This window comes from Pseudomonas sp. Gutcm_11s, from assembly GCF_028649395.1.
Taxonomy (GTDB): Bacteria; Pseudomonadota; Gammaproteobacteria; order Pseudomonadales; family Pseudomonadaceae; genus Aquipseudomonas.
On the sequence record NZ_JAQSUW010000008.1, the window covers coordinates 41,470 to 64,106 of the forward strand.

22 protein-coding genes and 1 pseudogene are annotated in these 22,637 nt (G+C 65.8%); 8 read left to right on the forward strand and 15 right to left on the reverse strand.

Annotated elements, in window-relative coordinates; translation table 11 throughout:
* Positions 1–114: 114 nt before the first annotated feature.
* The 7 genes from PTT45_RS02490 to PTT45_RS02520 all read right to left on the reverse strand — a co-directional run bounded on the left by PTT45_RS02490 (position 115) and on the right by PTT45_RS02520 (position 7,717).
* On the reverse strand, positions 115–420 hold the full coding sequence (locus tag PTT45_RS02490; protein WP_273811363.1) for an NIPSNAP family protein: 306 nt from the start codon (positions 418–420) through the stop codon (positions 115–117).
* A gap of 61 nt (positions 421–481) precedes the next feature.
* Complete coding sequence (locus tag PTT45_RS02495; protein WP_043309870.1) at positions 482–1,825, reverse strand: class II 3-deoxy-7-phosphoheptulonate synthase; 1,344 nt, start codon at positions 1,823–1,825, stop codon at positions 482–484.
* Between the two features lie 320 nt (positions 1,826–2,145).
* Complete coding sequence (locus PTT45_RS02500; protein WP_273811365.1) at positions 2,146–3,936, reverse strand: N-acyl-D-amino-acid deacylase family protein; 1,791 nt, start codon at positions 3,934–3,936, stop codon at positions 2,146–2,148.
* Entirely contained in the window at positions 3,933–4,670 is a 738-nt protein-coding gene (locus PTT45_RS02505) for a sulfite exporter TauE/SafE family protein (protein WP_273811366.1), read from the reverse strand. The genes PTT45_RS02500 and PTT45_RS02505 overlap by 4 nt, the downstream gene beginning before the upstream one ends.
* Positions 4,667–5,479 (reverse strand): SDR family NAD(P)-dependent oxidoreductase, encoded by an 813-nt coding sequence (locus PTT45_RS02510; protein WP_273811368.1) that lies wholly within the window; start codon positions 5,477–5,479, stop codon positions 4,667–4,669. Before PTT45_RS02510 ends, PTT45_RS02505 begins: the two co-directional genes overlap by 4 nt.
* On the reverse strand, positions 5,476–6,393 hold the full coding sequence (locus PTT45_RS02515; RefSeq protein WP_252275569.1) for a bile acid:sodium symporter family protein: 918 nt from the start codon (positions 6,391–6,393) through the stop codon (positions 5,476–5,478). The genes PTT45_RS02510 and PTT45_RS02515 overlap by 4 nt, the downstream gene beginning before the upstream one ends.
* The gene (locus PTT45_RS02520; protein ID WP_273811370.1) at positions 6,374–7,717 is read right to left on the reverse strand and encodes a flavin-containing monooxygenase; all 1,344 of its coding nucleotides are present in this window, start codon (positions 7,715–7,717) and stop codon (positions 6,374–6,376) included. The genes PTT45_RS02515 and PTT45_RS02520 overlap by 20 nt, the downstream gene beginning before the upstream one ends.
* 104 nt (positions 7,718–7,821) lie before the next feature.
* Between PTT45_RS02520 and PTT45_RS02525 the strand changes: the two genes are divergently transcribed.
* From PTT45_RS02525 to PTT45_RS02535, 3 genes and pseudogenes are all read left to right on the forward strand, one after another.
* Positions 7,822–8,790 carry an AraC family transcriptional regulator gene (locus PTT45_RS02525; protein WP_273811371.1) on the forward strand — a complete coding sequence of 323 codons (969 nt, stop codon included), beginning with the start codon at positions 7,822–7,824 and terminating at the stop codon, positions 8,788–8,790.
* Positions 8,787–9,542, forward strand: a complete 756-nt coding sequence (locus PTT45_RS02530; protein WP_273811372.1) for a spermidine synthase — start codon at positions 8,787–8,789, stop codon at positions 9,540–9,542. Before PTT45_RS02525 ends, PTT45_RS02530 begins: the two co-directional genes overlap by 4 nt.
* Positions 9,543–9,760: 218 nt before the next feature.
* Positions 9,761–11,511, forward strand: a pseudogene (locus PTT45_RS02535) (DEAD/DEAH box helicase).
* A gap of 54 nt (positions 11,512–11,565) precedes the next feature.
* On the opposite strand, the gene PTT45_RS02540 reads toward PTT45_RS02535, so the two are convergent.
* The 6 genes from PTT45_RS02540 to PTT45_RS02565 all read right to left on the reverse strand — a co-directional run bounded on the left by PTT45_RS02540 (position 11,566) and on the right by PTT45_RS02565 (position 16,125).
* On the reverse strand, positions 11,566–11,964 hold the full coding sequence (locus PTT45_RS02540; protein ID WP_273811373.1) for a hypothetical protein: 399 nt from the start codon (positions 11,962–11,964) through the stop codon (positions 11,566–11,568).
* Between the two features lie 134 nt (positions 11,965–12,098).
* Entirely contained in the window at positions 12,099–12,866 is a 768-nt protein-coding gene (locus PTT45_RS02545) for a DODA-type extradiol aromatic ring-opening family dioxygenase (RefSeq protein WP_273811374.1), read from the reverse strand.
* Between the two features lie 93 nt (positions 12,867–12,959).
* A complete protein-coding gene (locus PTT45_RS02550) occupies positions 12,960–13,367 on the reverse strand; it encodes a transcriptional regulator (RefSeq protein WP_273811375.1) in 408 nt (135 codons plus the stop codon).
* 124 nt (positions 13,368–13,491) lie between these two features.
* Positions 13,492–14,364 (reverse strand): protease HtpX, encoded by an 873-nt coding sequence (htpX, locus tag PTT45_RS02555; RefSeq protein ID WP_273811376.1) that lies wholly within the window; start codon positions 14,362–14,364, stop codon positions 13,492–13,494.
* 88 nt (positions 14,365–14,452) lie between these two features.
* Positions 14,453–14,905 carry a hypothetical protein gene (locus tag PTT45_RS02560; RefSeq protein ID WP_273811378.1) on the reverse strand — a complete coding sequence of 151 codons (453 nt, stop codon included), beginning with the start codon at positions 14,903–14,905 and terminating at the stop codon, positions 14,453–14,455.
* Between the two features lie 8 nt (positions 14,906–14,913).
* Positions 14,914–16,125 carry a pyridoxal phosphate-dependent aminotransferase gene (locus tag PTT45_RS02565; RefSeq protein ID WP_043309882.1) on the reverse strand — a complete coding sequence of 404 codons (1,212 nt, stop codon included), beginning with the start codon at positions 16,123–16,125 and terminating at the stop codon, positions 14,914–14,916.
* Between the two features lie 169 nt (positions 16,126–16,294).
* Between PTT45_RS02565 and msrB the strand changes: the two genes are divergently transcribed.
* The 3 genes from msrB to PTT45_RS02580 all read left to right on the forward strand — a co-directional run bounded on the left by msrB (position 16,295) and on the right by PTT45_RS02580 (position 17,750).
* Positions 16,295–16,687, forward strand: coding sequence for a peptide-methionine (R)-S-oxide reductase MsrB (gene msrB, locus PTT45_RS02570; protein ID WP_273811379.1), 393 nt, complete (start codon positions 16,295–16,297; stop codon positions 16,685–16,687).
* Between the two features lie 113 nt (positions 16,688–16,800).
* Positions 16,801–17,286 (forward strand): glutathione peroxidase, encoded by a 486-nt coding sequence (locus PTT45_RS02575; RefSeq protein ID WP_273811380.1) that lies wholly within the window; start codon positions 16,801–16,803, stop codon positions 17,284–17,286.
* Complete coding sequence (locus tag PTT45_RS02580) at positions 17,283–17,750, forward strand: MarR family winged helix-turn-helix transcriptional regulator (protein ID WP_273811381.1); 468 nt, start codon at positions 17,283–17,285, stop codon at positions 17,748–17,750. Before PTT45_RS02575 ends, PTT45_RS02580 begins: the two co-directional genes overlap by 4 nt.
* On the opposite strand, the gene PTT45_RS02585 is transcribed toward PTT45_RS02580, so the two are convergent.
* Entirely contained in the window at positions 17,734–20,046 is a 2,313-nt protein-coding gene (locus PTT45_RS02585; RefSeq protein ID WP_273811382.1) for a hybrid sensor histidine kinase/response regulator, read from the reverse strand. The genes PTT45_RS02580 and PTT45_RS02585 overlap by 17 nt on opposite strands.
* Before the next feature lie 91 nt (positions 20,047–20,137).
* Here PTT45_RS02585 and PTT45_RS02590 point away from each other — a divergent pair, with 91 nt between their 5' ends.
* Positions 20,138–21,028, forward strand: coding sequence for an ATP-binding protein (locus tag PTT45_RS02590; protein ID WP_273811383.1), 891 nt, complete (start codon positions 20,138–20,140; stop codon positions 21,026–21,028).
* Positions 21,025–21,507 (forward strand): GAF domain-containing protein, encoded by a 483-nt coding sequence (locus tag PTT45_RS02595; protein ID WP_273811385.1) that lies wholly within the window; start codon positions 21,025–21,027, stop codon positions 21,505–21,507. Before PTT45_RS02590 ends, PTT45_RS02595 begins: the two co-directional genes overlap by 4 nt.
* A gap of 80 nt (positions 21,508–21,587) precedes the next feature.
* Here the strand turns inward: PTT45_RS02595 and PTT45_RS02600 are convergent, their stop codons facing one another.
* A complete protein-coding gene (locus PTT45_RS02600) occupies positions 21,588–22,355 on the reverse strand; it encodes a hypothetical protein (RefSeq protein ID WP_273811386.1) in 768 nt (255 codons plus the stop codon).
* Positions 22,356–22,637 lie beyond the last annotated feature (282 nt).

Here is a 22,637-nt window from a genome sequence, read left to right on the forward strand (position 1 = left end):
GGCGTCGGCATCCGGCCGGCGCGGCATTCTCGGTGATCGGGGCGGGAGGGGGCGTGAAGCGGGTCGCAGTACCGGCCGGCCAAGGCGCATCGGCTGATGCGCCAGGCGCGGGTGTCAGCCGAAGACCGGACGGAAGAACGAGCGTTCGTAGCTGAGGATGCAGCGGGTCTCTTCGGCATAGCGGAAGGCGGCCTGGCACTCGGCGTCTTCCATCGACTGCTGCCGGTAACGTTCGTACTCGGCCAGGCTGGCGAAGCTGAACATGGCCAGGGCGATGTTGTTGGCGCCCTCGGACGGCAGGAAGTAGCCGTGGTGCTGGCCGCCGAACTTCTCCACCAGCGGAATCCACAGCTTGCCGTAGTGCTCGAATTCCTTGAGCTTGTAGGGATCGATGACGTATTTCAGGTAGCAGGTGACCACGTGTCGCTCCTTGAGTGGGGGTAAGAAAACGGGGCCTTGTGGCCCCGTTGCGCTGCGTTGGTCAGGCCCTGGCCTGCTTCAGTGTCTCGGCGATCATGAAGGCCAGTTCCAGCGACTGGTCGGCGTTCATCCGTGGGTCGCAGTGGGTGTGGTAGCGGTCCGACAGGCCGTCCTCGGTGATCGGCCGCGAGCCGCCGATGCACTCGGTGACGTTCTGCCCGGTCATCTCGATGTGAATGCCACCGGCGTGGGTGCCCTCGGCGCGGTGCACCTGGAAGAACTGCTTCACCTCGGAGAGGATCTGCGCGAAGTCGCGGGTCTTGTAGCCGCTGGACGCCTTGATGGTGTTGCCGTGCATGGGGTCGGAGCTCCACAGCACCTGGCGACCTTCTTCCTTCACCTTGCGCAGCAGGCGCGGGAAGTTGGCCTCGACCTTGTCGGCGCCCATGCGCACGATCAGGTTGAGGCGGCCCGGATCGTTGTCCGGGTTGAGTACGTCGATCAGGCGGATCAGCTCGTCCGGGTCCATGCTCGGGCCGACCTTGACCCCGATCGGGTTCTCGATGCCGCGCATGAACTCGACATGGGCACCGTCCAGCTGGCGGGTGCGGTCGCCGATCCACAGCATGTGCGCGGAGCAGTCGTACCAACGCCCGGTGAGGCTGTCCTGGCGCACGAAGGCCTGCTCGTAATTGAGCAGCAGCGCCTCGTGGGCGGTGAAGAAGCTGACTTCGCGCAATTGCGGTGCGCTGTCCATGCCGACCGCACGCATGAAGGCGAGGGTCTCGTCGATGCGGTTGGCCAACTGGTGGTACTTCTCGCTCAAAGCGGAATTGGCGATGAAGTCCAGGTTCCACTGGTGCACCTGGTGCACATCGGCGAAGCCACCCTGGGCGAAGGCGCGCAGCAGGTTGAGGCTGGCGGTGGCCTGGTGGTAGGCCTGCAGCAGGCGGTCCGGGTCCGGCACGCGGCTGACGGCATCGAAGCCGATGCCGTTGACGATATCGCCGCGGTAGGCCGGCAGGGTGACGCCGTCGATGGTCTCGCTGCCCGAGGAACGCGGCTTGGCGAACTGGCCGGCCATGCGCCCGACCTTCACTACCGGGCAACCGGCGGCGAAGGTCATGACGATGGCCATCTGCAGCATCACCTTGAAGGTGTCGCGTATCTTCGCCGCACTGAACTCGGCGAAGCTCTCGGCGCAGTCGCCGCCCTGCAGCAGGAAGGCGCGGCCCTGGGTGACCTCGGCGAACTGGCGGCGCAGCTCACGGGCCTCGCCGGCGAACACCAGCGGCGGGTAGCCGGCCAGGGTCTGCTCCACGCGGGCCAGGTGGGCGGCATCGGGGTATTCGGGTTGCTGCTGGATGGGGTGCTTTCTCCAGCTTTCGGGGCTCCAGGCGTGCATCGGACTTCTCGCGGCTAGTCGGTTGCCGGCATGTTAACCCCGCCGGACGCGGCAGGTCAGCCGATAGCTGTGATTGAGCGGGTGCATGAGGGCAAGGAAGGAGCACCCGCAGAGGTCGGCCTGCCAACGAATACTCGGCTGCCGACAGGGAGACCCCTGCGGATACGTAACGACGCCAACGGCATCCCGAATGCACGGCTGGGATGGTCGCTGGCGTCGCCCCGGCTGGGCCGGGACGCGGCGCTCTTGTTGGCGTCTGATCTATCGAGGGCTGGCCCTCTAGCTAACCCTCACCGATGGGGGAGGCGAGGGATGAATCTTCAGGCGGTCGCCGGCTGGAAGCCGCGTACCGGCGCCGAGCGCGGCTGCACATCACGCCCCTGCAGGAAGCGTCCGTAGCCCTGGGCTTTGCCTAGGTCGGCCGGGAACTCCTGTTCGCGTCGATAGGCGATGCGGCCATTGATCAAGGTGGCGTCCACCGCGGCGTCGTTGCGTTTGACCACTCGCACCAGGCCGAGCACTTCCATCGGTGCCTCGCTCATGTCGTCTAGCTCGTCGGTGAGCCCAGCGGGATTGACGATCACCAGGTCGGCGCGGTCGCCGACGCGGATATAGCCGGCGTCGACGCCGATGAAGTCGGCCAGTTCGCCACTGCAGCGGCGCACCGCCTGGCCCAGCTCCATGAACGGGGTGCCGGCGATCTGGGCGTCACGCACGTACTTGAGGAAGCGCAGCGGGAAGTTGTATTGGGCGATGGAGCGCAGGTGCGCGCCGGAGTCGGCGAAGCCCGGCTGGGTCCAGGGGCTGGACAGCAGCTTGTGCATCACCGGCAGGCGCTGGTTGCCGTAGCAGGTGGTCCACTTCAGCGCCTCGCGGTACTGGCAGGCCAGCTCGAAGTAGGCGTCCACCGCGTCCAGGCCACGGGCCTGGCCGAGTTGCTTGAAGTTCTTGCCGACCATGGAGGCATCCGGGCACTCGGTCACCCAGCAGTCGGAGAAGTCGCGGTGCCACAGGCCCTTGGTCAGCACGGCCTTGACCTGCTTCTTGAACAGGGCGCGGAACTCCGGCTCCAGCACCTTGGCGTACAGCTCGTCCGGGTCCTTGATATTGCGCAGGATCTCGCCGGCACCGAACTCCTCGAAGGCGTTCACGTTGAGGCCCTCCAGGCGCAGGGTGAACGGCGCCGGCAGGGTCTGCCAGCGGAAGTTGCCGCGCAGCACCTTGTTCGCCAGCCAGCCGGAGAAACGGGTGAAACGGTGCAGCAGCGGCTGCGACTTGAGGTCCAGGGCGGTGAGCATCGAGCACTTGAGCGGGGTGCGGAACCAGCCGTGGGCCTGCCAGAGGAAAGCGAACACGTTGACCTTGGTCACCGCGTTCGGCGCGCCCTGCATCACCGCGCCGCGGCGACGGAGGATGGCGAACAGGCGGGAGAACTCCTTCCAGCTGGCGAAGGTCGAGGGCAGCGGGCTAGACCAGGCGCGGTCGCCGTCCATCTTGTCCAGGCGCGTGGTCATCACCGACAGGCCAATGCAGCCGGCATCCAGCGCCTCTTCCAGCAATTGTTCCATGCGTTGCAGCTCGGCCTCGGTCGGCACCACGTCCTGGGTGGCGCGCTCCAGGCCCATCACCGCCACGCGCAGCTCGGAGTGGCCGAGGAACGAGCTGACATTCGGCCCCAGCGCCAGCTGGTCATAGAAGGCGCGGTAGCCGGCGGCGTCGCGCCAGGTCTTCTTCTCCTGCAGGATCGGCAGCACGTACTCGCGCGGCACCGCCTCGACACGGGTGAACAGGTCCGAGCAGTCCTCGGCGTCGGCCAGCACCATGCTGATCGAGCAGGAGCCGATGGTTACGCTGGTCACGCCGTGGCGCACCGACTCCTTCAGCGCCGGAGCGGCGATCACCTCGGCGTCGTAGTGCGAGTGGATTTCCAGGAAGCCCGGGGTGACCCACTTGCCGGTGGCGTCCAGCACTTCACTGCAGCCGCTTTCATCCAGCGGGCTGAGGCTGACGGCATCGACCTTGCCATTGCGGATGCCGATATGACGCGGCACGCCGGGCGCGCCGCTGCCATCGAAGTACAGGCCGTTCTTGATGATGATGTCGTAGCTCATACGAGGCTCCAGGGGGCGAGCAGCAGCGTGCCGGTGACCAGCAGCAGGGCGTAGATGGCGATGCGGAAGTGGCGCTCATCGAAGCGCCGGTGCAGGTGTTCGCCCAGCCACAGGCCGACCAGCAGCAGCGGGGCGTAGGCCAGCACCTGGGGCAGGGCCGGTTGCAGGCGGCCGTCGACCAGGAAGGCGGCGGTAAGCAGGCTGTTGAGGGTGAACCAGACGCTGACCAGGGTGGCGCGAAAGCGCGCCTTGTCCAGCGTGGTGCCGGCCAGGCCGTAGACCAGCAGCGGACCGCCGGAGGCGAACAGGCCGTGGCTGAGGCCGGCGCCGAGGGTGAGCAGGCGGGTCAGCCACTGCGGCCGTACCGGCAGCGCCGCGGCATGGCGCAGGCGCCACAGCTCGCGCCCGGCGAACCACAGGATCAGCACGCCGAAACCGCGCTTGAGCAGCGCCGCGTCGAGATAGGGCAGCAGCAGGTAGCCCAGCGCCGTGCCGGCCACCATGCCCGGCAGGATGGTGCCGAGCAGCAGGCGGCGGTCGATCTGCGCGCGGTGGCGCCACACCAGGTAGCCGGTCATGCCGATATTCAGCGGCACCAGCACCGGCAGCAGCTGCTCGATGGGCATCAGCAGCGCACCCAGCGACAGGGCGATGACGATGCTGCCGAAACCGGTGACGGCTTCCAGGGTGTAAGCCAGCAGGATGAACGCGCCGAGGGCGTAGGAAGCACTCACGAGCTGGCCTCGCTGGCGTTCATCGGCGGTGGCAGCTCGCCGGCGAAGCGGCGGCTCATCTGCCGGTAGTACAGGCCGGGGGCGATGCGCCAGAGCAGGCTGGCCAGCCAGCTGCCACGGTCGGGGAACAGGCGCTCGCGGCCGCTTTGCAGGGCCTTGAGGATTTCCTCGGCCATCCAGGTGGCGCTGCGCACGCTGCCCAGGGTCGAGCGGGCGTGGCCGGCGGGCTTGCCGTCGGCGCCCAGGGCGTTGCGATCGATGGGCGTGTCGAGGAAGCTCGGGTAGACCATCAGCAGGCCCACGCCGTCCTGCGCCAGTTCGGCGCGCAGCACCTCGAAGCTCTGCGCCAGGGCGCTCTTCGCCGCGCAGTAGCCGGCGCGGCCGAGCACCGGCATCCAGCCGGCCATGGAGCCGATGGCGGCAACCTGGCCACCGCTTGCACGGAGCAGGTCGGCGGCGGCCAGGGTCAGCTCCAGCGGCGCGTGGTAGTCCACCGCCATCACCTTGCGTAGTACTTCGGGGCGGGTCAGCAGGGTCGGCGAGCGGTGGGTGATGCCGGCATTGTTGATCAGCAGGTCGAGGCGGCCGAATACCGTACGACAGGCGTCGACCAACTGGCGATGCAGCGCCGGGTCGGTGATGTCACCGGACAGGGCCTCGACCCGTTCGCTGTCGAGTTCGGCCACTCGTGCGGCCAGGCCGGCAGCGTCGATGTCGGTGAGCAGCAGGCTGTCGCCACGGGCGTGGCAGGCCTTGGCCAGCTCCCAGCCGAGGCCGCTGGCGGCGCCGGTGATCAGACTGACGCTCATCGTGCCACCTCGGCGGCAACGACCCCGGCCGGGGCGCGACGCGCCCACAGCAGGGCCAGCACCAGCCCGGCCAGCAGTTGCCAGCAGCCCCAGAACGCGGCGATCAGCAGCATGCCGCCGGCCTGCGGGAAGAAGGTGAAGATCAGCGCCATGCCCAAGGCCGAGTTGTGGATGCCGCTCTCCAGGGTCACCGCACGCACGTCGGCATCACTCAGGCGCCACAGCTTGGCGCACAGGTAGCCGAGGCCGAGTGCCAGAGTGTTGAGGGTGACCACCAGCCAGAAGAACAGGTGGAAGTGCTCGAGGAACTGGTCGAAGTTCTTCACGAAGGCGCCGCCGACGAAAGCCAGCAGCACCAGCAGGGAGAAGTGCCGCAGCGGCTTCTCCAGCTTGCGCGCCAGCAGCGGACGGCGCTTGCCCAGGGCCATGCCGGCAAGCATCGGCAGGATCAGCACCAGCACCACCATGGCCAGCAGGTCCAGCGGCTCGACATGGATCTCGGTGAGCAGCGCGCGGGTGTTGGGGTTGAGCCCGGCGTACAGGGCGAAGTTGAGCGGGGTGAAGATGCCGGCGGTGAGGCTGGACACCGCGGTGACGCTGGCCGAGACCGCGACGTTGCCGCGTGCCAGCCAGGTCATGATGTTGGAGAAGGTGCCGCTGGGGCAGGTGGCGACCAGGATCATGCCCAGCGCCAGCTGCGGGTCGATCGGCAGCAGCAACGTCAGCCCGCAGGTGGCCGCCGGCAGCAGCACGAACTGCACCAGCATGCCGATCACCGGCGCCTTGGGGGCGCGCAGGATGCGGCTGAAGTCGCCGGCGCGCAGCTCCAGGGACACTCCGAACATCATCAGGGCGATGATGGCGTTGAGGGCGATCATCGCCGAGGGCGAGAACTCAAGATTGACGCTGGGCATCGAGCCGCTCCTCGGTCTGGATGGTGGGGGCTAGGTCGTGGCGCAGCTCGGCGATGTGCGCCTTGAGCGCAGCGCGGTAGCTGTCCTTGTGCACGTAGTAGGCCATGCGTGGCAGCTTGAGGTAGGCGTAGCCACCGTCCAGGCGCTGGCCGGCACGCTCCAGCACGATGTCGCGGAAACGCTTGGCCGAGGCACTCTTGCGCTGCTGCTGGACGATGGCCAGGGCGACCAGTTCGGCCTGTTCGGCACGGCCCTGCCAACCCAGGCCCGAGGCCTCGATCATGCCGAGCATGAACAGGTCGTCGTGCAAGGGATGGAAGACGTTGAGGTACAGCTGTGGCGCGTCGGCCTCCAGCGGCCAGTTCAGCTCGGAACGGTCGATGAAGGGATAGTCCAGCTTGTAGCCGGTGGCCTGCAGGATCAGGTCGTACTCGGCGCTGTCGCCGTTGGCGAAGGTCACCCGCTTGCCGTCCACGGCGCGAATGTCGCCGCGCGGCTGGATATCGCCATGGCCGATATGGTGCAGCACCAGCGAGTTCATCACCGGGTGCGACTCGTACAGGCGGTAGTCCGGATCGGGCAGGCCGTACTGCGAAGGCTTGCCGAGCAGGGCGCGGACCATCAGGCCGTCGAGCAGCTGCTTGAAGCGGCGCGGCAGCTTGATCGCGCCGCCGAAGGTATCGGTCGGCTTGCCGAGGATGAACTTGGGCAGGAAGTGGTAGCCGCGGCGCACCGACAGGTCGACCGAGCTGGCGCGGTGCACGGCGTCCACGGCGATGTCGCAGGCCGAGTTGCCGCAGCCGATCACCAGCACCCGCTTGCCGGCGAAAATCTCGGCATTCTTGTAGGCCGAGGCATGCAGCAGTTCGCCGTCGAACCGCCCCGGCAGCGCCGGCTGGTTGGGCGTGTGCAGGGTGCCGTTGGCGATCAGCACGCCCTCGAACTGCCACTCGCGCTGCTTGCCGCCATGTTCGCTGACCAGGTGCCAGCCATGGCTCAGGCGCTCCAGGCGCACCACGCGGGTGGCGAACTGGTAGTGCTGGCGCAGGCCGAAGTGTTCGGCGTAGTCGCGGAAGTACTGGCCGATCTGGCTGTGCTGCGGGTAGGGCGGCACCTCGGCGGGCATCGGAAATTCGTCGAACTGGGTCATGCCCTTCGACGAGATCAGGTGCGCCGATTCGTACATGGTGCTGTGTGGATTGGCGATATCCCACAGGCCGCCGACATCACTATGCAGTTCGAAGCCGACGAAAGGGATACCATGGCGCTGCAACTGACGTGCAGCTGCCAGCCCCATGGGGCCGGCGCCGATGATGGCATGCATGCAAGGCAACTCATTGTTTTTCTGGTTATGTTCCGCAAGCATATGCAGCCATCCATGCGCCGTAACGGCTCAATCAGGACCTTATCCGGTTAATTCGGGACCCCATGAGCGCCACGCCTTCCGTCACCGTCCACTACGCCCAGGCCATCCTTCAGGCCGCCGAGCGCCTGGCCCTGCCGCTGCCGGCCGAGCTGCGCGAGCCGATCCGAGAGGCGCGCATCCCGCTGGCCCGCCAGGACGCCCTGTGGGAGGCCTTCTGCGCCGCCGCCCAGGACCCGCTGATCGGTCTGCGCCTGGGCAATGCCCTGCAGGTCGGCCACCTGGACATGGTCGGCGCGCTGCTGATGAGCTGCGAGACCATGGGCGAGGCGCTGGAAGCGCTGCTGGAGTACTACCCGATCGTCGGCGAGGGTGGTGAATTCCACCTGGATGAAGAGGGCGCCCAGCTGCGCCTGACCTACCAGCCGCATTACCAGGTGCGCCGTGAGGAGCGCGTGGAGGCGGTGCTGGCCAGCCTGGTGCACATGAGCCGCTGGATTACCGGCGAGCGCGTGCAGCCGCTGGAGCTGCATTTCACCCATCCGGCACGGGCCGCCGAGGCGCGTTACATCGAGCTGCTGGGTTGCCCGCTGCAGTTCGGTTGCGCTGACAACGTCCTGCTGTTTGATCGTGCCGACCTGGAGATTCCGCTGATCCAGGCCAACCCGCTGATGCGCGAGCACTTGCGTGGTTTGGCCGACAGCCTGCTCGAACGCCTGGGCCTGCAGAGCCTGGCCGCGCGCGTGCAGCAGCTGCTGCGTGCCCAGCCGCGCTGGGGCAAGGAACGCGTCGCCGAGCAGCTGGAGCTGAGCGGGCGCCACCTCAATCGCAAGCTGGCCGAGGAGGGCACCAGCTTCAAGCTGCTGCGCGACCAGGTGCTGCATCAGATGGCCGAGCAGCGCCTGCGCGAGTCGCCGCGGGTGGCCGAGGTGGCCGAGGGGCTCGGTTTCTCCGACGAGAGTTCGTTCGCCAAGGCGTTCCGTCGCTGGAGCGGCATGACACCGGGGCAGTTCCGCCAGGGGCTAGGCCAATGAGCGAGCTGCACGACGACATCATGCTGGAGGAAGTGCACGACGCCTGGGGCGTGATCCGCGTGTTCGAGGTGGGCGACTACCGCTTCCTCGAATTCGGCGAGGCCATCGAGCAGAGCTGCACCTATACCCGCGACCCGGCCTGGCTGGAGTACGACTACACCCGCGCCATGCTGATCGGCGCGCTGTGCCACGAGGCGCCGGAGTCGGCGCTGTTCCTTGGCCTGGGTGGCGGCACCCTGACCCAGGCCTGCCTGAAGTTCCTCGAGCTGGACGACGTCGAGGTCATCGAGCTGCGCCCCGACGTGCCGCGCCTGGCCATGCAATACCTGGGGCTGGCCGACGACCCGCGCCTGACCGTGCGCATCGGCGATGCCCTGGAGCTGCTCGACAGCGCCGAGACCGCCGACCTGATCTTCGTCGACCTCTATACCGACACCGGGCCGGCACCCGGCCACCTGGCCTGGCGCTTCCTGGAGAACTGCCAGAAGCGCCTCAACCCCGGCGGCTGGCTGGTGATCAACCAGTGGGGTACCGACGACGGTCGCCCGCTCGGCGCGGCCCTGTTGCGCGGGCTGTTCCATCGCCACTACTGGGAGATTCCGGTCAAGGAGGGCAACGTCACCCTGCTGGTGCCGGCCGACCTCGACCAGGTGCTGGATATCGAGGGCCTGACGGCGCGCGCCGAGGCGCTGAAGCCGCGTCTGGGCTACTCGCTGCAGCCATTGCTGGACGTGTTGCGTCCGGCCAGCTGAAGCGCCGTTCGGCCAGCTGGTGCAAAATCCCACCCCGGAGTCAGCTTTTTCCTGTATGATTCGCGCCCGGCCAAAATCGGCCACGTTCAGGTAAGCATCTACGAAGCGCTGCTTCGCTGCTGGTCCGCCCTTGCGGACTATCCTTGAGCTCAATCCATCACGTCTTCGCAAATCCCCACAGCAAGGCTGCCAGGGCGACCCACAAGGTCCTTCATGGCATGAGCAGCCTTTGCAACCCGGGTCTTTGCGGATGCACTTTCGAGGCAGACCCATGACCCAGGAAACCGGCACCTTTGCCGATCTCGGCCTTCATCCTTCCATTCTTGCTGCGCTGACCGCCGTAGGTTACGAAGAGCCGTCCCCCATCCAAGCCCAGGCGATCCCGATGATCCTGGCCGGCCACGACATGATCGGCCAGGCCCAGACCGGTACCGGCAAGACCGCCGCCTTCGCCCTGCCGATCCTGTCCAAGATCGACCCGGCCAAGCGCGAGCCCCAGGCCCTGATCCTGGCGCCGACCCGCGAGCTGGCCCTGCAGGTAGCCACTGCGTTCGAGACCTACTCCAAGCAACTGCCCGGCGTGTCCGTGGTGGCTGTATACGGCGGCGCGCCCATGGGCCCGCAGCTGAAGTCCCTGCGCATGGGCGCCCAGATCATCGTGGCCACCCCGGGCCGCCTGGTCGACCACCTGAGCCGCAACGATCAACTGCTGTCGACCATTCGCCACCTGGTGCTGGACGAGGCCGACGAGATGCTCAAACTCGGCTTCATGGATGACCTGGAAGTGATCTTCCAGGCCATGCCGGCCACCCGCCAGAGCGTGCTGTTCTCCGCGACCCTGCCGCACTCGATCCGCGAGATCGCCGAGAAGCACCTGCGCGAGCCGAAGCACGTCAAGATCGCGGCCAAGACCCAGACCGTCTCGCGCATCGAGCAGGCGCATCTGATGATCCACGCCGATCAGAAGATCAACGCCGTGACCCGTCTGCTGGAAGTCGAGGACTTCGACGCCCTGATCGCCTTCGTGCGTACCAAGCAGGCCACCCTGGACCTGGCCAGCGCCCTGGAAGCCAAAGGCTACAAAGCCGCTGCGCTGAACGGTGACATCGCCCAGAACCAGCGTGAGCGCGTGATCGAGTCGCTGAAAGACGGCCGCCTGGACATCGTGGTTGCCACCGACGTCGCCGCCCGTGGTATCGACGTGCCGCGCATCACCCACGTGCTCAACGTCGATATGCCGTACGACCCGGAGTCCTACGTGCACCGTATCGGCCGTACCGGTCGTGCCGGTCGTGAAGGCCGTGCCCTGCTGCTGGTGACCCCGCGTGAGCGTCGCATGCTGCAGGTGATCGAGCGCGTCACCGGCCAGAAGGTCGGCGAGGTCAAGCTGCCCAACGCGCAGCAGGTGCTGGACGCCCGCATCAAGAAGCTGACCACTGGCCTCACCCCGTTGGTCGCTGACGCCGAAGCCAGTCACGGCGCCCTGCTGGACCGCCTGATCGCCGACATCGGCTGCAGCCCGCGCGCCCTGGCCGCGGCCCTGCTGAAGAAGGCTACCGGTGGTCAGGCGCTGGATCTGGCCAGCGTCGAACGCGAGCAGCCGCTGGTGCCGGGCGTTGGTGCCCCGCGTGAGCGCCGCGAGCGTGATGGTGATCGTCCGGAGCGTTCCTTCGATCGCGGTGAGCGTGGTGAAGTCCGCGATCGCCGCCCGATGGCTGCGCCGAGCGAAGGCAAGGTGCGTTGCCGTACCGCCCTGGGTGCTCGCGACGGTATCGCCGCGAAGAACCTGCTGGGCGCCATCCTCAACGAGGGCGGCCTGCAGCGCGATGCCATCGGCCGCATCCAGATTCGCGAGGCGTTCAGCCTGGTCGAGCTGCCGGAAGACGGCCTGGATCGCCTGCTCGGCAAGCTCAAGGACACCCGCGTTGCCGGCAAGGCCCTGAAGCTGCGTCGCTATCGCGAGGACTGAGTCCGCGCCGAAATGAAAAGGCCCCGCTCATGCGGGGCTTTTTTATGGCTGCCGTTAAACCGATCGACGCCGGGACAGCAGCACGGCCACGGCGGCCAGAGCGATGGCCAGGCTGTAGGCGAACAGGCCCAGGTTGATGCCGAAGATCATCTTCTCCGAGCCGTCGGACAGCACCATGGAGCCGCCGTAGCTGTGGCGCAGGGCGTAGGCCAGCAGGAAACCGCCGGTGACGAACAGGGTCAGCAGGCTGCTCAGGCGGATTTCATTTCTGGCCCAGACCAGCCACAGGCTGAAGGCGCCCAGCGCGCAGTTGGTGGCCAGCTGCCAGACCTCGTGCAGGCGGGCGTGGGCCTCCCAGCCCGGATTGAACACGTGGCTGGCGTTGATCTCGAGGATCGGCACCACGACGGCGTAGAAGACGATTCCTACGGTGACCAGCAGTCTGGCGAGCATGCGGCAGTCCTTGTCCGGTAGAGGGAGGCGCCACTCTAACGGCAGGCTGGCAAAAGTGCAGTACTGGCGCTTGGGCGTGGAACTCTGCCCGTGTGCGCCGCGGGGCGGTCCACTGTCGCGTGCCGAGCGGGGCGTCAGGCGAAGCTGTAGATGTCCATGCCCAGGGCGCCGTAGGTGAAGCCGCTGTGCTCGATATGGAACTCGTCGCCGGCGCCGAGGGTGAAGTACAGCGGCAGCAGGTGCTCGTCGCTGGGGTGGCTGCGGCGGGCATGGGGCGCCTGTTTGCGGTAGTCGAGCAGGGCGGGGCGGTCAGCGGCGCGCAGCTTTTCCACCATCCAGTCGCGGAATTCGGCGGCCCAGGGTGTGATCGCCTCGGGGCCGGCGCGCCAGTCCAGCTCGCCCAGGTTGTGGGTGATGCTGCCGGAGCCGAGCAGCAGGACGCCCTGTTCGCGCAGTTCCGCCAGAGCCTGGCCGACGCGTATCTGCAGCTCGGGGCCGGCGTGGCTGGGCAGGGACAGTTGCAGCACCGGCACATCGGCCTGCGGGTACATCAGCGACAGGGGCACCCAGGCGCCGTGATCCAGCGGTCGTTGCGGGTCCAGGCTGCTGCTCAGACCGGCAGCGCCGAGCAGGCGCTGCACTTCGAGTGCCAGCTGCGGTGCGCCCGGAGCCGGGTATTGCACGGCATACAGCGGTGCGGGGAAGCCACCGAAGTCGTGCCAGGTGGCTGGCTGCGGCGAACTACCGATCCGCAGCTCAGGACTTTCCCAATGCGCAGACACCACCAGAATGGCGCGCGGCCTGGGCAGCTGCGCTGCCAGACGCGCCAGGGCGGGGCCGCTGGCGCCTGGCTCGAGGGCGAGCATGGGGGAGCCGTGGGAGATGAACAGGGCGGGCAGCATGGAACAATCCTCTGAAGCGATGCTGCCTATGGTGGGTGCCAGAAATATCTAAATCCAATATAAATTACTGGAAATATTTATCTAAATACCTGGCTATATCTGCTCGGATTCGAGGTTGGCCTTGGCTGCCAGCTCGTCGAACACTTCTGGCGTCAGGGCCGCCTCGTTGGCGCCGTCGAGCACCTCGCGCGGGTGTTCGCTGCCCGGGATGCTGCTGTCGAGCATGCTCAGCAGCTGGGCGCCGCGGGGTGTGAGGATGAAGTTCTCGCCGTTGCCGCCATCTTCTTCCGGCCGCGGTGCGATGAAGCCGTTTTCCAGCAGCAGCGATTCGTAGCGCGTGGCTTCGGCGCGGAAGTGGTCGAGGTTGTCGATGTGCTCGCCAGCGCGGCCCAGTTCATCGGCCAGCTCCTCGGCGTACTGGCGTGGTGCAAAGGGTTTGCCGGCGGAGTTCTGCGCTTCGTGCAGCAGGCGTTCGATCAGATCCCATTGGTAAACGGCCATGGTGTCTCTCCCGTAGGCGGTTGGGCTTACAGGTTCCGACTGGCGAGCGGGTTGCAAGGTTCGAGCTATTTCGCGGGCAATAAAAAAGGCGATCCGTGGATCGCCTTTCTCATCAGGGCTGCTGTCAGCCGCGACGGCGCAGGGCCTCGATGCGGTCTTCCAGCGGCGGGTGGGTCATCAGCAGGCCGGCCAGGCCGTTCTTCAGGCCACCGTTGATGCCGAAGGCGGTCATGCTGCTCGGCATCTGCACCGGCACGCCCTGTTCCGCGCGCAGGCGCTCCAGGGCGGCGATCATGGCGCCGGTGCCGGCCAGGCGGGCGCCGGCATCGTCGGCCTTGAACTCACGGCGACGGGAGAACCACATGACGATGATGCTGGCCAGGATGCCCAGAACCAGTTCAGCGAAGATGGTTGCAACGATGTAGCCGATACCGTGGCCATCCTCGTTCTTCAGGATCACCTTGTCGACGAAGTTGCCGAAGATGCGCGCGAAGAACATCACGAAGGTGTTCACCACGCCCTGGATCATCGCCAGGGTGACCATGTCGCCGTTGGCCACGTGGCCGATTTCGTGGGCCAGCACCGCTTTCACCTCGTCGGGCGAGAAGCGCTCCAGCAGGCCCTGGCTGACGGCCACCAGGGCGTCGTTCTTGTTCCAGCCGGTGGCGAAGGCGTTGGACTCGTAGGCCGGGAAGATGCCCACTTCCGGCATCTTGATGCCGGCATCACGGGACAGCTCTTCGACGGTCTGCAGCAGCCACTGCTCGTGGCGGGTGCGCGGCTGGGTGATGATTTCGGTGCCGGTGCTCATCTTCGCCATCCACTTGGACATGAACAGCGAGATGAAGGAGCCGACGAAGCCGAACACGGCACAGAAGGCCAGCAGGCTGCCGTAGTTCTGGCCGGTGAAGCGGTCGACTCCGAGCAGCTTCAGGGTGACGCTGGCGATCAGCAGCACCGCCAGGTTGGTGGCCAGGAACAATACGATACGCATCATGGTGGGGAGCTTCTCCTCAGGCGAGAGACGGTCTAAGTATGCGAGCTATATAAGGTTGAGCCGCCGCGCCTTCAACCGAGGCACTATTTCAAACTATGTCGTTTGACGGGCTCAGGCTGCTCTCGAACAGCTGGCGAGTAAGGCGTGCGACCTTTTCGCTGCTCTGCTGATTCAGCGCGTCACGTAGCTGCCAGGCGAGGGTGGCGTGTACCCGGCGCACGCTTGGGGGCAGCGCGTCGCCCTGCGGGAGAGCATGCGGAACTCCGCGTGACAGGCGCATGAATCCCTTCTCGGTGAGCACGGCCTGGTCGAGTGCGTCATAAGCGATGGTCGACTCGAAGCGGATATAGCCTTCCTCGGCCAGCCACAGCAGGGCGCCCAGGCAGGCCTGGTGACGCTTGCTGGGCAGGCCGAACTCGTCGGGTTCCTCGCGGCCGATCAGGTCTTCCACGTACAGCGCCATCTTGCGTGGGAAGGTCTGATAGAGCGCCAGCATGCCGCTGGCGGCATCCTTGTAGAACTCGTCGATCTGCAGGTCCATGGCCGGCCTTACTGGCGGTAGGACTTGAGGAAGTTGCCGATGCGGCCGATGGCCTGCTCCAGGTCGTCGACGCGGGGCAGGGTGACCACGCGGAAGTGGTCCGGCCACGGCCAGTTGAAGGCGGTGCCCTGGACGATCAGCAGCTTCTCGGAAAGCAGCAGGTCGAGGACGAACTTCTCGTCGTTGTGGATCGGGCAGACCTTCGGGTCGATCTTCGGGAAGGCGTAGAGCGCGCCCATCGGCTTGACGCAGCTGACGCCGGGGATGTCGTTGAGCAGTTCCCAGGTGCGGTTGCGCTGCTCCAGCAGGCGGCCTTGCGGCAGGACCAGATCGTTGATGCTCTGGTAGCCGCCCAGAGCGGTCTGGATCGCATGCTGGCTCGGCACGTTGGCGCACAGGCGCATGTTGGCCAGGATATCCAGGCCCTCGATATAGCTCTGCGCACGGTGTTTCGGGCCGGAGATGGCGACCCAGCCGGAGCGGAAGCCAGCCACGCGGTAGCTCTTGGACAGGCCGTTGAAGGTCAGGCAGAGCACGTCCGGCGCCAGGGAGGCGGTGGAGATGTGCTGGGCCTCGTCGTAGAGGATCTTGTCGTAGATCTCGTCGGAGAACAGCACCAGGTTGTGCTGGCGGGCCAGTTCGACGATGCCTTCCAGCACTTCCTTGGAATACACGGCGCCGGTCGGGTTGTTCGGGTTGATCAGTACGATGGCCTTGGTGTTGCTGCTGATCTTGGCCTTCATGTCGGCCAGGTCGGGGAACCAGCCGGCCTGCTCGTCGCACAGGTAGTGCACCGGCTTGCCGCCGGAGAGGGCCACGGCAGCGGTCCACAGCGGGTAGTCGGGCGCCGGGATCAGCACCTCGTCACCATTGTTGAGCAGCGCCTGCATGGCCATCACGATCAGTTCGGACACGCCGTTGCCGAGGTAGATATCCTCGATGCCGACGCCTTCCACCTGCTTCTGCTGGTAGTACTGCATCACCGCCTTGCGTGCACTGAACAGGCCTTTGGAATCGCTGTAGCCTTGTGCGGTGGGCAGGTTGCGGATCACGTCCTGGAGGATTTCCTCCGGGGCTTCGAAACCGAACGGCGCCGGGTTGCCGATGTTCAGCTTGAGGATGCGATGGCCTTCCTCTTCCAGGCGTTTGGCGTGCTTGAGCACCGGCCCGCGGATGTCGTAGCAGACGTTGGCGAGCTTGTTCGATTTGCTGACCTGCATGATGCTGTGTCCCGATGTGAAGATGCCGCTGGCGGCGCAGGGAAAGTTCGTCCTCGCCGGCTGTAATACGGCAGAAAGACTGGCGTCCAAAGAGGGACGCATGATACGTGCGGCCCGATGCCCGGAAAAGGTAGGTGCCGGGCTTTTTTCCTGCTCTGAGGTGTACCCCATGGAAAAGATCGATAAACCCCTGGAAGCCTGGCGCGACGAGCTCTCCGACGCCCAGTTCCATGTCTGCCGGCTGGGTGGCACCGAGCGTGCCTTCACCGGCGAATACCACGACAGCAAGGTGCATGGCATCTACCACTGCGCCTGTTGCGGCGAAGCGCTGTTCGACTCGGATGCCAAATACGACTCCGGTAGCGGCTGGCCGAGTTACTTCCAGCCGGTGAACGCGGGTGTGATCACCGAGAAGGAGGACTTCAGCCACGGCATGCACCGCATCGAGGTCAAGTGCGGCAAGTGCGATGCCCACCTCGGCCACGTCTTTCCCGACGGCCCGCGTCCTACGGGGCTGCGCTACTGCATCAACTCGGTGTCGCTGAAGCTGATCCCGCGCTGAGATGCTGTGAGGCTCGCCAACTGGCGGGCCTCTTTTTGCGTCATTTAAATTGTGTGCAATTGAATTGCTCGCTATATTCGCTGCACCTTCACCGCCAGCGGAGCCTACAGGCCATGAGCGACAAGCTTTTCGATATCCCGGTTACCACCATCAAGGGTGAGCAGAAGACGCTCAAGGACTTCGGCGGCAAGGCTGTGCTGGTGGTCAACACCGCCAGCAAGTGCGGCTTCACCCCGCAGTACAAAGGTCTGGAAAGTGTCTGGCAGCAGTACAAGGACAAGGGCCTGGTGGTACTGGGCTTCCCCTGCAACCAGTTCGGCAAGCAGGAGCCGGGCGACGAGGGCGCCATCAGCGAGTTCTGCGAGCTGAACTTCGGCGTCAGCTTCCCGCTGTTCAAGAAGATCGACGTCAACGGCAGCGACGCCCACCCGCTCTATGTGCAGCTCAAGCAGCGCGCTCCGGGCCTGCTGGGCAGCAAGGGCATCAAGTGGAACTTCACCAAGTTCCTGATCAGCGGCGACGGTACCGAGGTCAAGCGCTTCGCCCCGACCACCAAGCCGGAAGAGCTGAGTGCCGAGATCGAAGCCCTGCTGAAATGATCGATCTGCCTGAGACCGAGGCGCAGCTGCTGCTGGACAACCAGCTGTGCTTCAAGCTCTACGCCGCCTCGCGGGCGGTGATCCGCGCCTACAAACCGATGCTCGATGAGCTGGGTCTGACCTATCCGCAGTACCTGGTGATGCTGGTGCTGTGGGAGTGGCAGGCCAGCCCGCCGGAACACGCTACGGTCAAGGCGCTGGGTGAGCGGCTGATGCTCGATTCCGGCACCCTGACACCGCTGCTCAAGCGTCTCGAGCAGCTCGGCCTGGTGCAGCGCGTACGCTCCAGCCTCGACGAGCGCGAGCTGCGACTGGGCCTGAGTGAGGCTGGCGTGGCATTGCGCGAGCGGGTGCTGCCGCTCAAGCAGCGCCTGCTGTGCGAGAGCGGGGTCGACATGAATGATTTGGAGGGGCTGCGCCAGAGCCTGGGCCAGCTATTGACGCTGGTTACGGCTCACTCGTGAGTGGCAGCCAGTTGTCCAGCAGCGTGGCCAGGTCTTCGCGGCGGAAGGGCTTGGCCAGGTAGTCGTTCATGCCCGCGGCCTGGCAACGCTCGCGCTCGTCGGGCAGGGCGTTGGCGGTGAGGGCGATGATCGGCAGGTCCGCCCATTGGCCGCTCTGGCGGATGCGCCGGGTCGCCTCGTAGCCATCCATCACCGGCATGTTGCAGTCCATCAGCACCAGGTCCACCTGATGCTTCTCCAGATAGGCGATGGCTTCGCCGCCATGGGCGGTGACGGCCACTTCACAGCCCAGCTTGCCGAGCATGCCTTTGGCCACCATCTGGTTCACCTGGTTGTCCTCGACCAGCAGCACGCGGGCCTGGTGCGGGCGGCTCGGGATCTTGTCCTGCAGCTCGGCAGCGTTGCTCTGGTGTGGCAGCAGCAGGCGCTGCAGGCTCTGGTACAGCGCGGCGCGAGACAGCGGGCGCGGCAGTTGCTCGAAAGGCGCCAGGGCCGCGGCTTGTTCGCCCTGGATGAAGGTGCCGTAGGCCGATACCAGCAGCAGTGGCCCCGCATAGCGCTGGCGCAGGCCTGGCAATTGCTCCGGATCGGTGCAGATCAACAGGTCGGCCTGCGGGGCGGCTGTCGTGTCGTCCAGTCGCTGATAGCTCAGTCCCCAGTTGGGCAGCCAGCCGTCGAACAGCTCCGCCAGCCCGCTGCCGCCAGAGCAGATGGCCGCGATCTTGCCCGGTAGCCCCGGCCAGCGCGGCGGTGGCGTGTGCGCAGGCAGCGGCAGGATGGCGCTGAACTGGCTGCCGATGCCTTCGCGTGACTGCAGGTTCAGCTCGCCGTTCATGGCTTCGCACAGGCGCCGGGTCAGGGCCAGGCCCAGGCCGGTGCCGCCGAACTGGCGGGTAATCCCGGCGCCTGCCTGGATGAAGGGGTGGAAGATGCGCTTCTGCGCATCTTCGGCGATGCCAATGCCGGTGTCGTTGACCAGCAGGCGTATGCCCGTGGGGCAGGGGCTGACACGCAGATCCACACGCCCGCTGCGGGTGAACTTGAGGGCGTTGGAGAGCAGGTTGCTGACGATCTGCCGTACGCGGGTCGGATCACCCAGCACCTGGGCCGGTAACTGCGGGTCGATCAGGCAGGTGAGCTCGACATTCGGCGAGACGTTCTGCGACAGCAGGCTGGCGGTTTCTTCCACCAGGCTGCCGAGGTCGAAGGGGATGCGTTCCAGCTCGAGCTGCCCGGCCTCGAACTTGGACAGGTCGAGAATATCGTTGAGCAGGTCCACCAGGACCTTGCCGGAGTCGTGGGCGATCGACAGCTGCTGGCGCTGCTCGTTGCTCAGGCTGCCGTCCAGGGCCAGTGCGAGCATGCCGAGCAGGCCGTTGAGCGGAGTGCGGATCTCGTGGCTCATGTTGGCCAGGAAGGCGGCGCGGGCCTGGGCCATTTCCAGGGCCGTACTGCGTGCCTGCTCCAGCTCGTGGTTGGAGTGGGTCAGGCGGGCGTTGGTCGCCTTCAGCTCGGCGGTTCGGGCGGAGACGATGTTCTCCAGCTCGCCCAGGTACTGGGTCAGGCGGTCCTCGGCTTCGCGACGTTGACTGATCTCCTGGTGGATGTTGGCCAGCTGCTGGTTGGTCACCGCCACCAGGGTGCCGATCTCGTCGCGCTCGTGGCCGCCGGGGCAGGGCACGGGCGAGAAGTCACGGCGTGGGTCGCGGTCGCTGAGGGCGCGGATCACGCCGACCAGGGGCTTGGTCAGCATGACGTAGAACAGCACCAGCAGGATCAGCGACAGCAACAGGCTGCGGGCGAAGCCGGTGAGCAGGGTGAGCATGGCGCGCCGCAGGAAGTGGCTGCCGAAAGCATAGGTGTCCACTTCGATACGCAGCACGCCGAGGGGCTCGTTGGGTGCATGGTCGACGAACAGTGGGTTCTCGAACAGGCGTCGCTCGCCGAACATGAAGTCGCTGAACACCCGATAGCGGCTCTCCACCGGCGGCTTGTCCACCGAGGCCAGTACCAGGCCGCTGTTGTCGATGATCTCTGCGCGCATCACCGCCGGCGAACGCAGCAGGCCGAGGACCAGCTCCTGGGCCAGTTCGGCGTCGATGTTGTAGGAAATGCGCGCAGCCGGGTTGTGGCTGATTTCCAGCAGGGAGTGGATTTCCCGGTCGATGGAGGCGTCTTCGCTGGCATAATCCAGTCCGACCTGGATGAGGCTCAGCAGGGTTCCCAGGATGAAGGCCGCCAGTACCGTCAGTTTGGCCTGTTTGAACGACAGGCGATGGGTCAGGGAAATATCCATCTGCGGGGCGGCGGAGTCCTTGGTTTGAGGCCTTGCCAAGCATAGCCCATAGCGCCGGATGATCGGCAGTGGCGGAGATGAGGAGTTTGTCGTGGATTCTCGTTTGAACAATTTTCTGCAGCGTGCCGATGCGGTGCTGGAGCGCATCGAGCCGCTGCTGCCGGCGCCCCGGTTGGCCCTGGACTGGAGCTCGGTGGTCGCTGCGCGCTGGCAGCGTGAGGGGCGGGCAGGTTATCTGCAGCCGCTGCGCGTCAGCCTGGACCTGAGCTTGTCCGACCTGGTGGGGGTCGATACCCAGCGCGAACAGCTGGCGCGTAACACACGCCAGTTCGTCGCCGGCCTGCCGGCCAACCATGCCTTGCTCTGGGGGGCGCGTGGTACCGGCAAGTCGTCGCTGGTGCGGGCGCTGCTGGCCGAGCATGCGGCCACCGGGCTGCGTCTGATCGAGATCGAGCGTGACCATCTGGCCGACCTGCCCAGGGTGGTGGAGGCGCTGGCCGATCTGCCGCAACGCTTCGTGCTGTTCTGCGACGACCTGTCCTTCGAGGCCGGTGAGGGCGACTACCGAGTGCTCAAGAGCGTGCTGGACGGTTCGCTGGAGCGGGCGCCAGACAATGTGCTGCTCTACGCCACGTCCAATCGCCGGCACCTGGTGCCGGAGAAGGAGAGCGACAACCTCGACAGCCGCATGGTCGATGGCGAACTGCACCCGAGCGAGGCGATCGAAGACAAGATTGCCCTGTCCGACCGCTTCGGCCTGTGGATCTCCTTCTATCCCTTCACCCAGGACCATTTCCTGGCCGTAGTGCGCCACTGGGTCAGCGTGCTGGCTACCCAGGCGGGGCTGCGGTGGGAGTGGGACCATGACCTGGAAATCCTGGCCATTCGCTGGGCGCTGGGGCGCGGCAATCGTAATGGCCGCTGCGCCTATCAGTTCGCTCGTAGCTGGGTCGGCCAGCGCCTGATGGAGGTGCAGCCATGATCGATCTGCAACAGGCCGGACAAGGGCGCGAGGGCTACGAACTGCTGGCCGCGCAGCTGGAGTCGCTGCTGGCCGACGAGCGCGACTTCGTCGCCAATGCCGCACAGTTCTCCGCCTTCCTGTTTCACGAGCTGGGTGACCTCAACTGGGCCGGTTTCTACCTCAACAAGGATGCGCAGCTGGTGTTGGGCCCCTTCCAGGGCAAGGTGGCCTGCGTGCGCATTCCCTTCGGCAGAGGCGTGTGTGGTGCTGCGGCGAGCAGCCGGCAGACCCAGCGGGTCGAGGATGTGCACGCTTTCCCCGGGCATATCGCCTGCGACAGTGCTTCCAACAGCGAGCTGGTGGTGCCGCTGGTCAAGGGCGAGCGTTTGATCGGGGTACTCGACCTCGATAGCCCGAGCCTGGCGCGTTTCGCTGCCGAGGACCAGGCAGGCATCGAGCGTCTGGCTGAGATATTCCTGCGCCTGACCGACTGCTGATCGGCGTCTGGAAGCAAAAAAGCCCGGTTTGATCCGGGCTTTTTTTATGCGTATGCGATGCGGAATGGGTGCTATGCGGCTCAGTCGTAGATGTTCTTCTTCTTCCAGTCGTCTTCGCCGAGGGACTTGAGGCCCTCGGTCAGCTCGCTGGTTTCCGCGACGGCTGGTTGGGCCTTCTCCAGTACCACGGCATTGGCGCGGGCCAGCAGTTCTTCCAGCTGTTGCAGCTGCGCCTTGTAGCGGTTCACATCGGGCTGCTTGCGCAGGTACTGCACGCCGCGCTCGTAAGCCAGGCGGGCCTGGCCGGGCTGGCCTTGCTGCATGGAGTGCTGGCCCAGGTTGCTGAAGAACTCGAAATGCAGTTGCACCAGCATGTGGCGGATCTCGCCGAGCCAGCGCTTGGCTTCGGCGGCTTGCATGACGTGTTCCTGAGCGGCGCGGGTGATCTGGCCGTGGAGGTTCTCAAGGATGAAGCGGATATCCTTGGCCTTGGCTTCGTTCAGGATCGGCTGCGGCGGGTTGCGTACCGGGATGTCGTCGCCCTTGGCGACCATCTCGCGCAGCTCGGCGAGACGGGTTCTCAGGTTGCTGTTCTGCTTATCCAGTTGCAGCAGGCGATCGCCGAACTGCAGCTCCAGGCGGCTGAGCATGAGCTTGAGGGCAGGGCTCATCAGCTGCCCAGGCATGCTTTCGGAAACGTCCCGGCTGCGACGTACGCGGTCACTGAGGTCGGCCTTGAGGCGGGCCTTCTCCAGTTTGCTGTTCTCCACCATATGGTTGATGTAGGCGATAGCGAACAGCACCACGATACCGGCGACTATCAGCGCGGTGATAACGATTGGGGACACCCTGAAACCTCCCGATGCGCTTCTTTTTCCCCGAGTGTAGTGCGTTAGCCATTACGCTGATAGCACCTTGTCAATTTCCGCAGCGAAGTCTTTGATTTAAAAAAAGTTTTGATTGAGGGTTGACGCTCCCCCAAAGGCTCCATAGAATGCGCGCCACTTTCAGCGAGTTAGCGAAAGCCAAATCGGTGAAAGTTGGGATGCTGTTACAAGCTCCTGGCCACGTCCCCTTCGTCTAGTGGCCTAGGACACCGCCCTTTCACGGCGGTAACAGGGGTTCGAGTC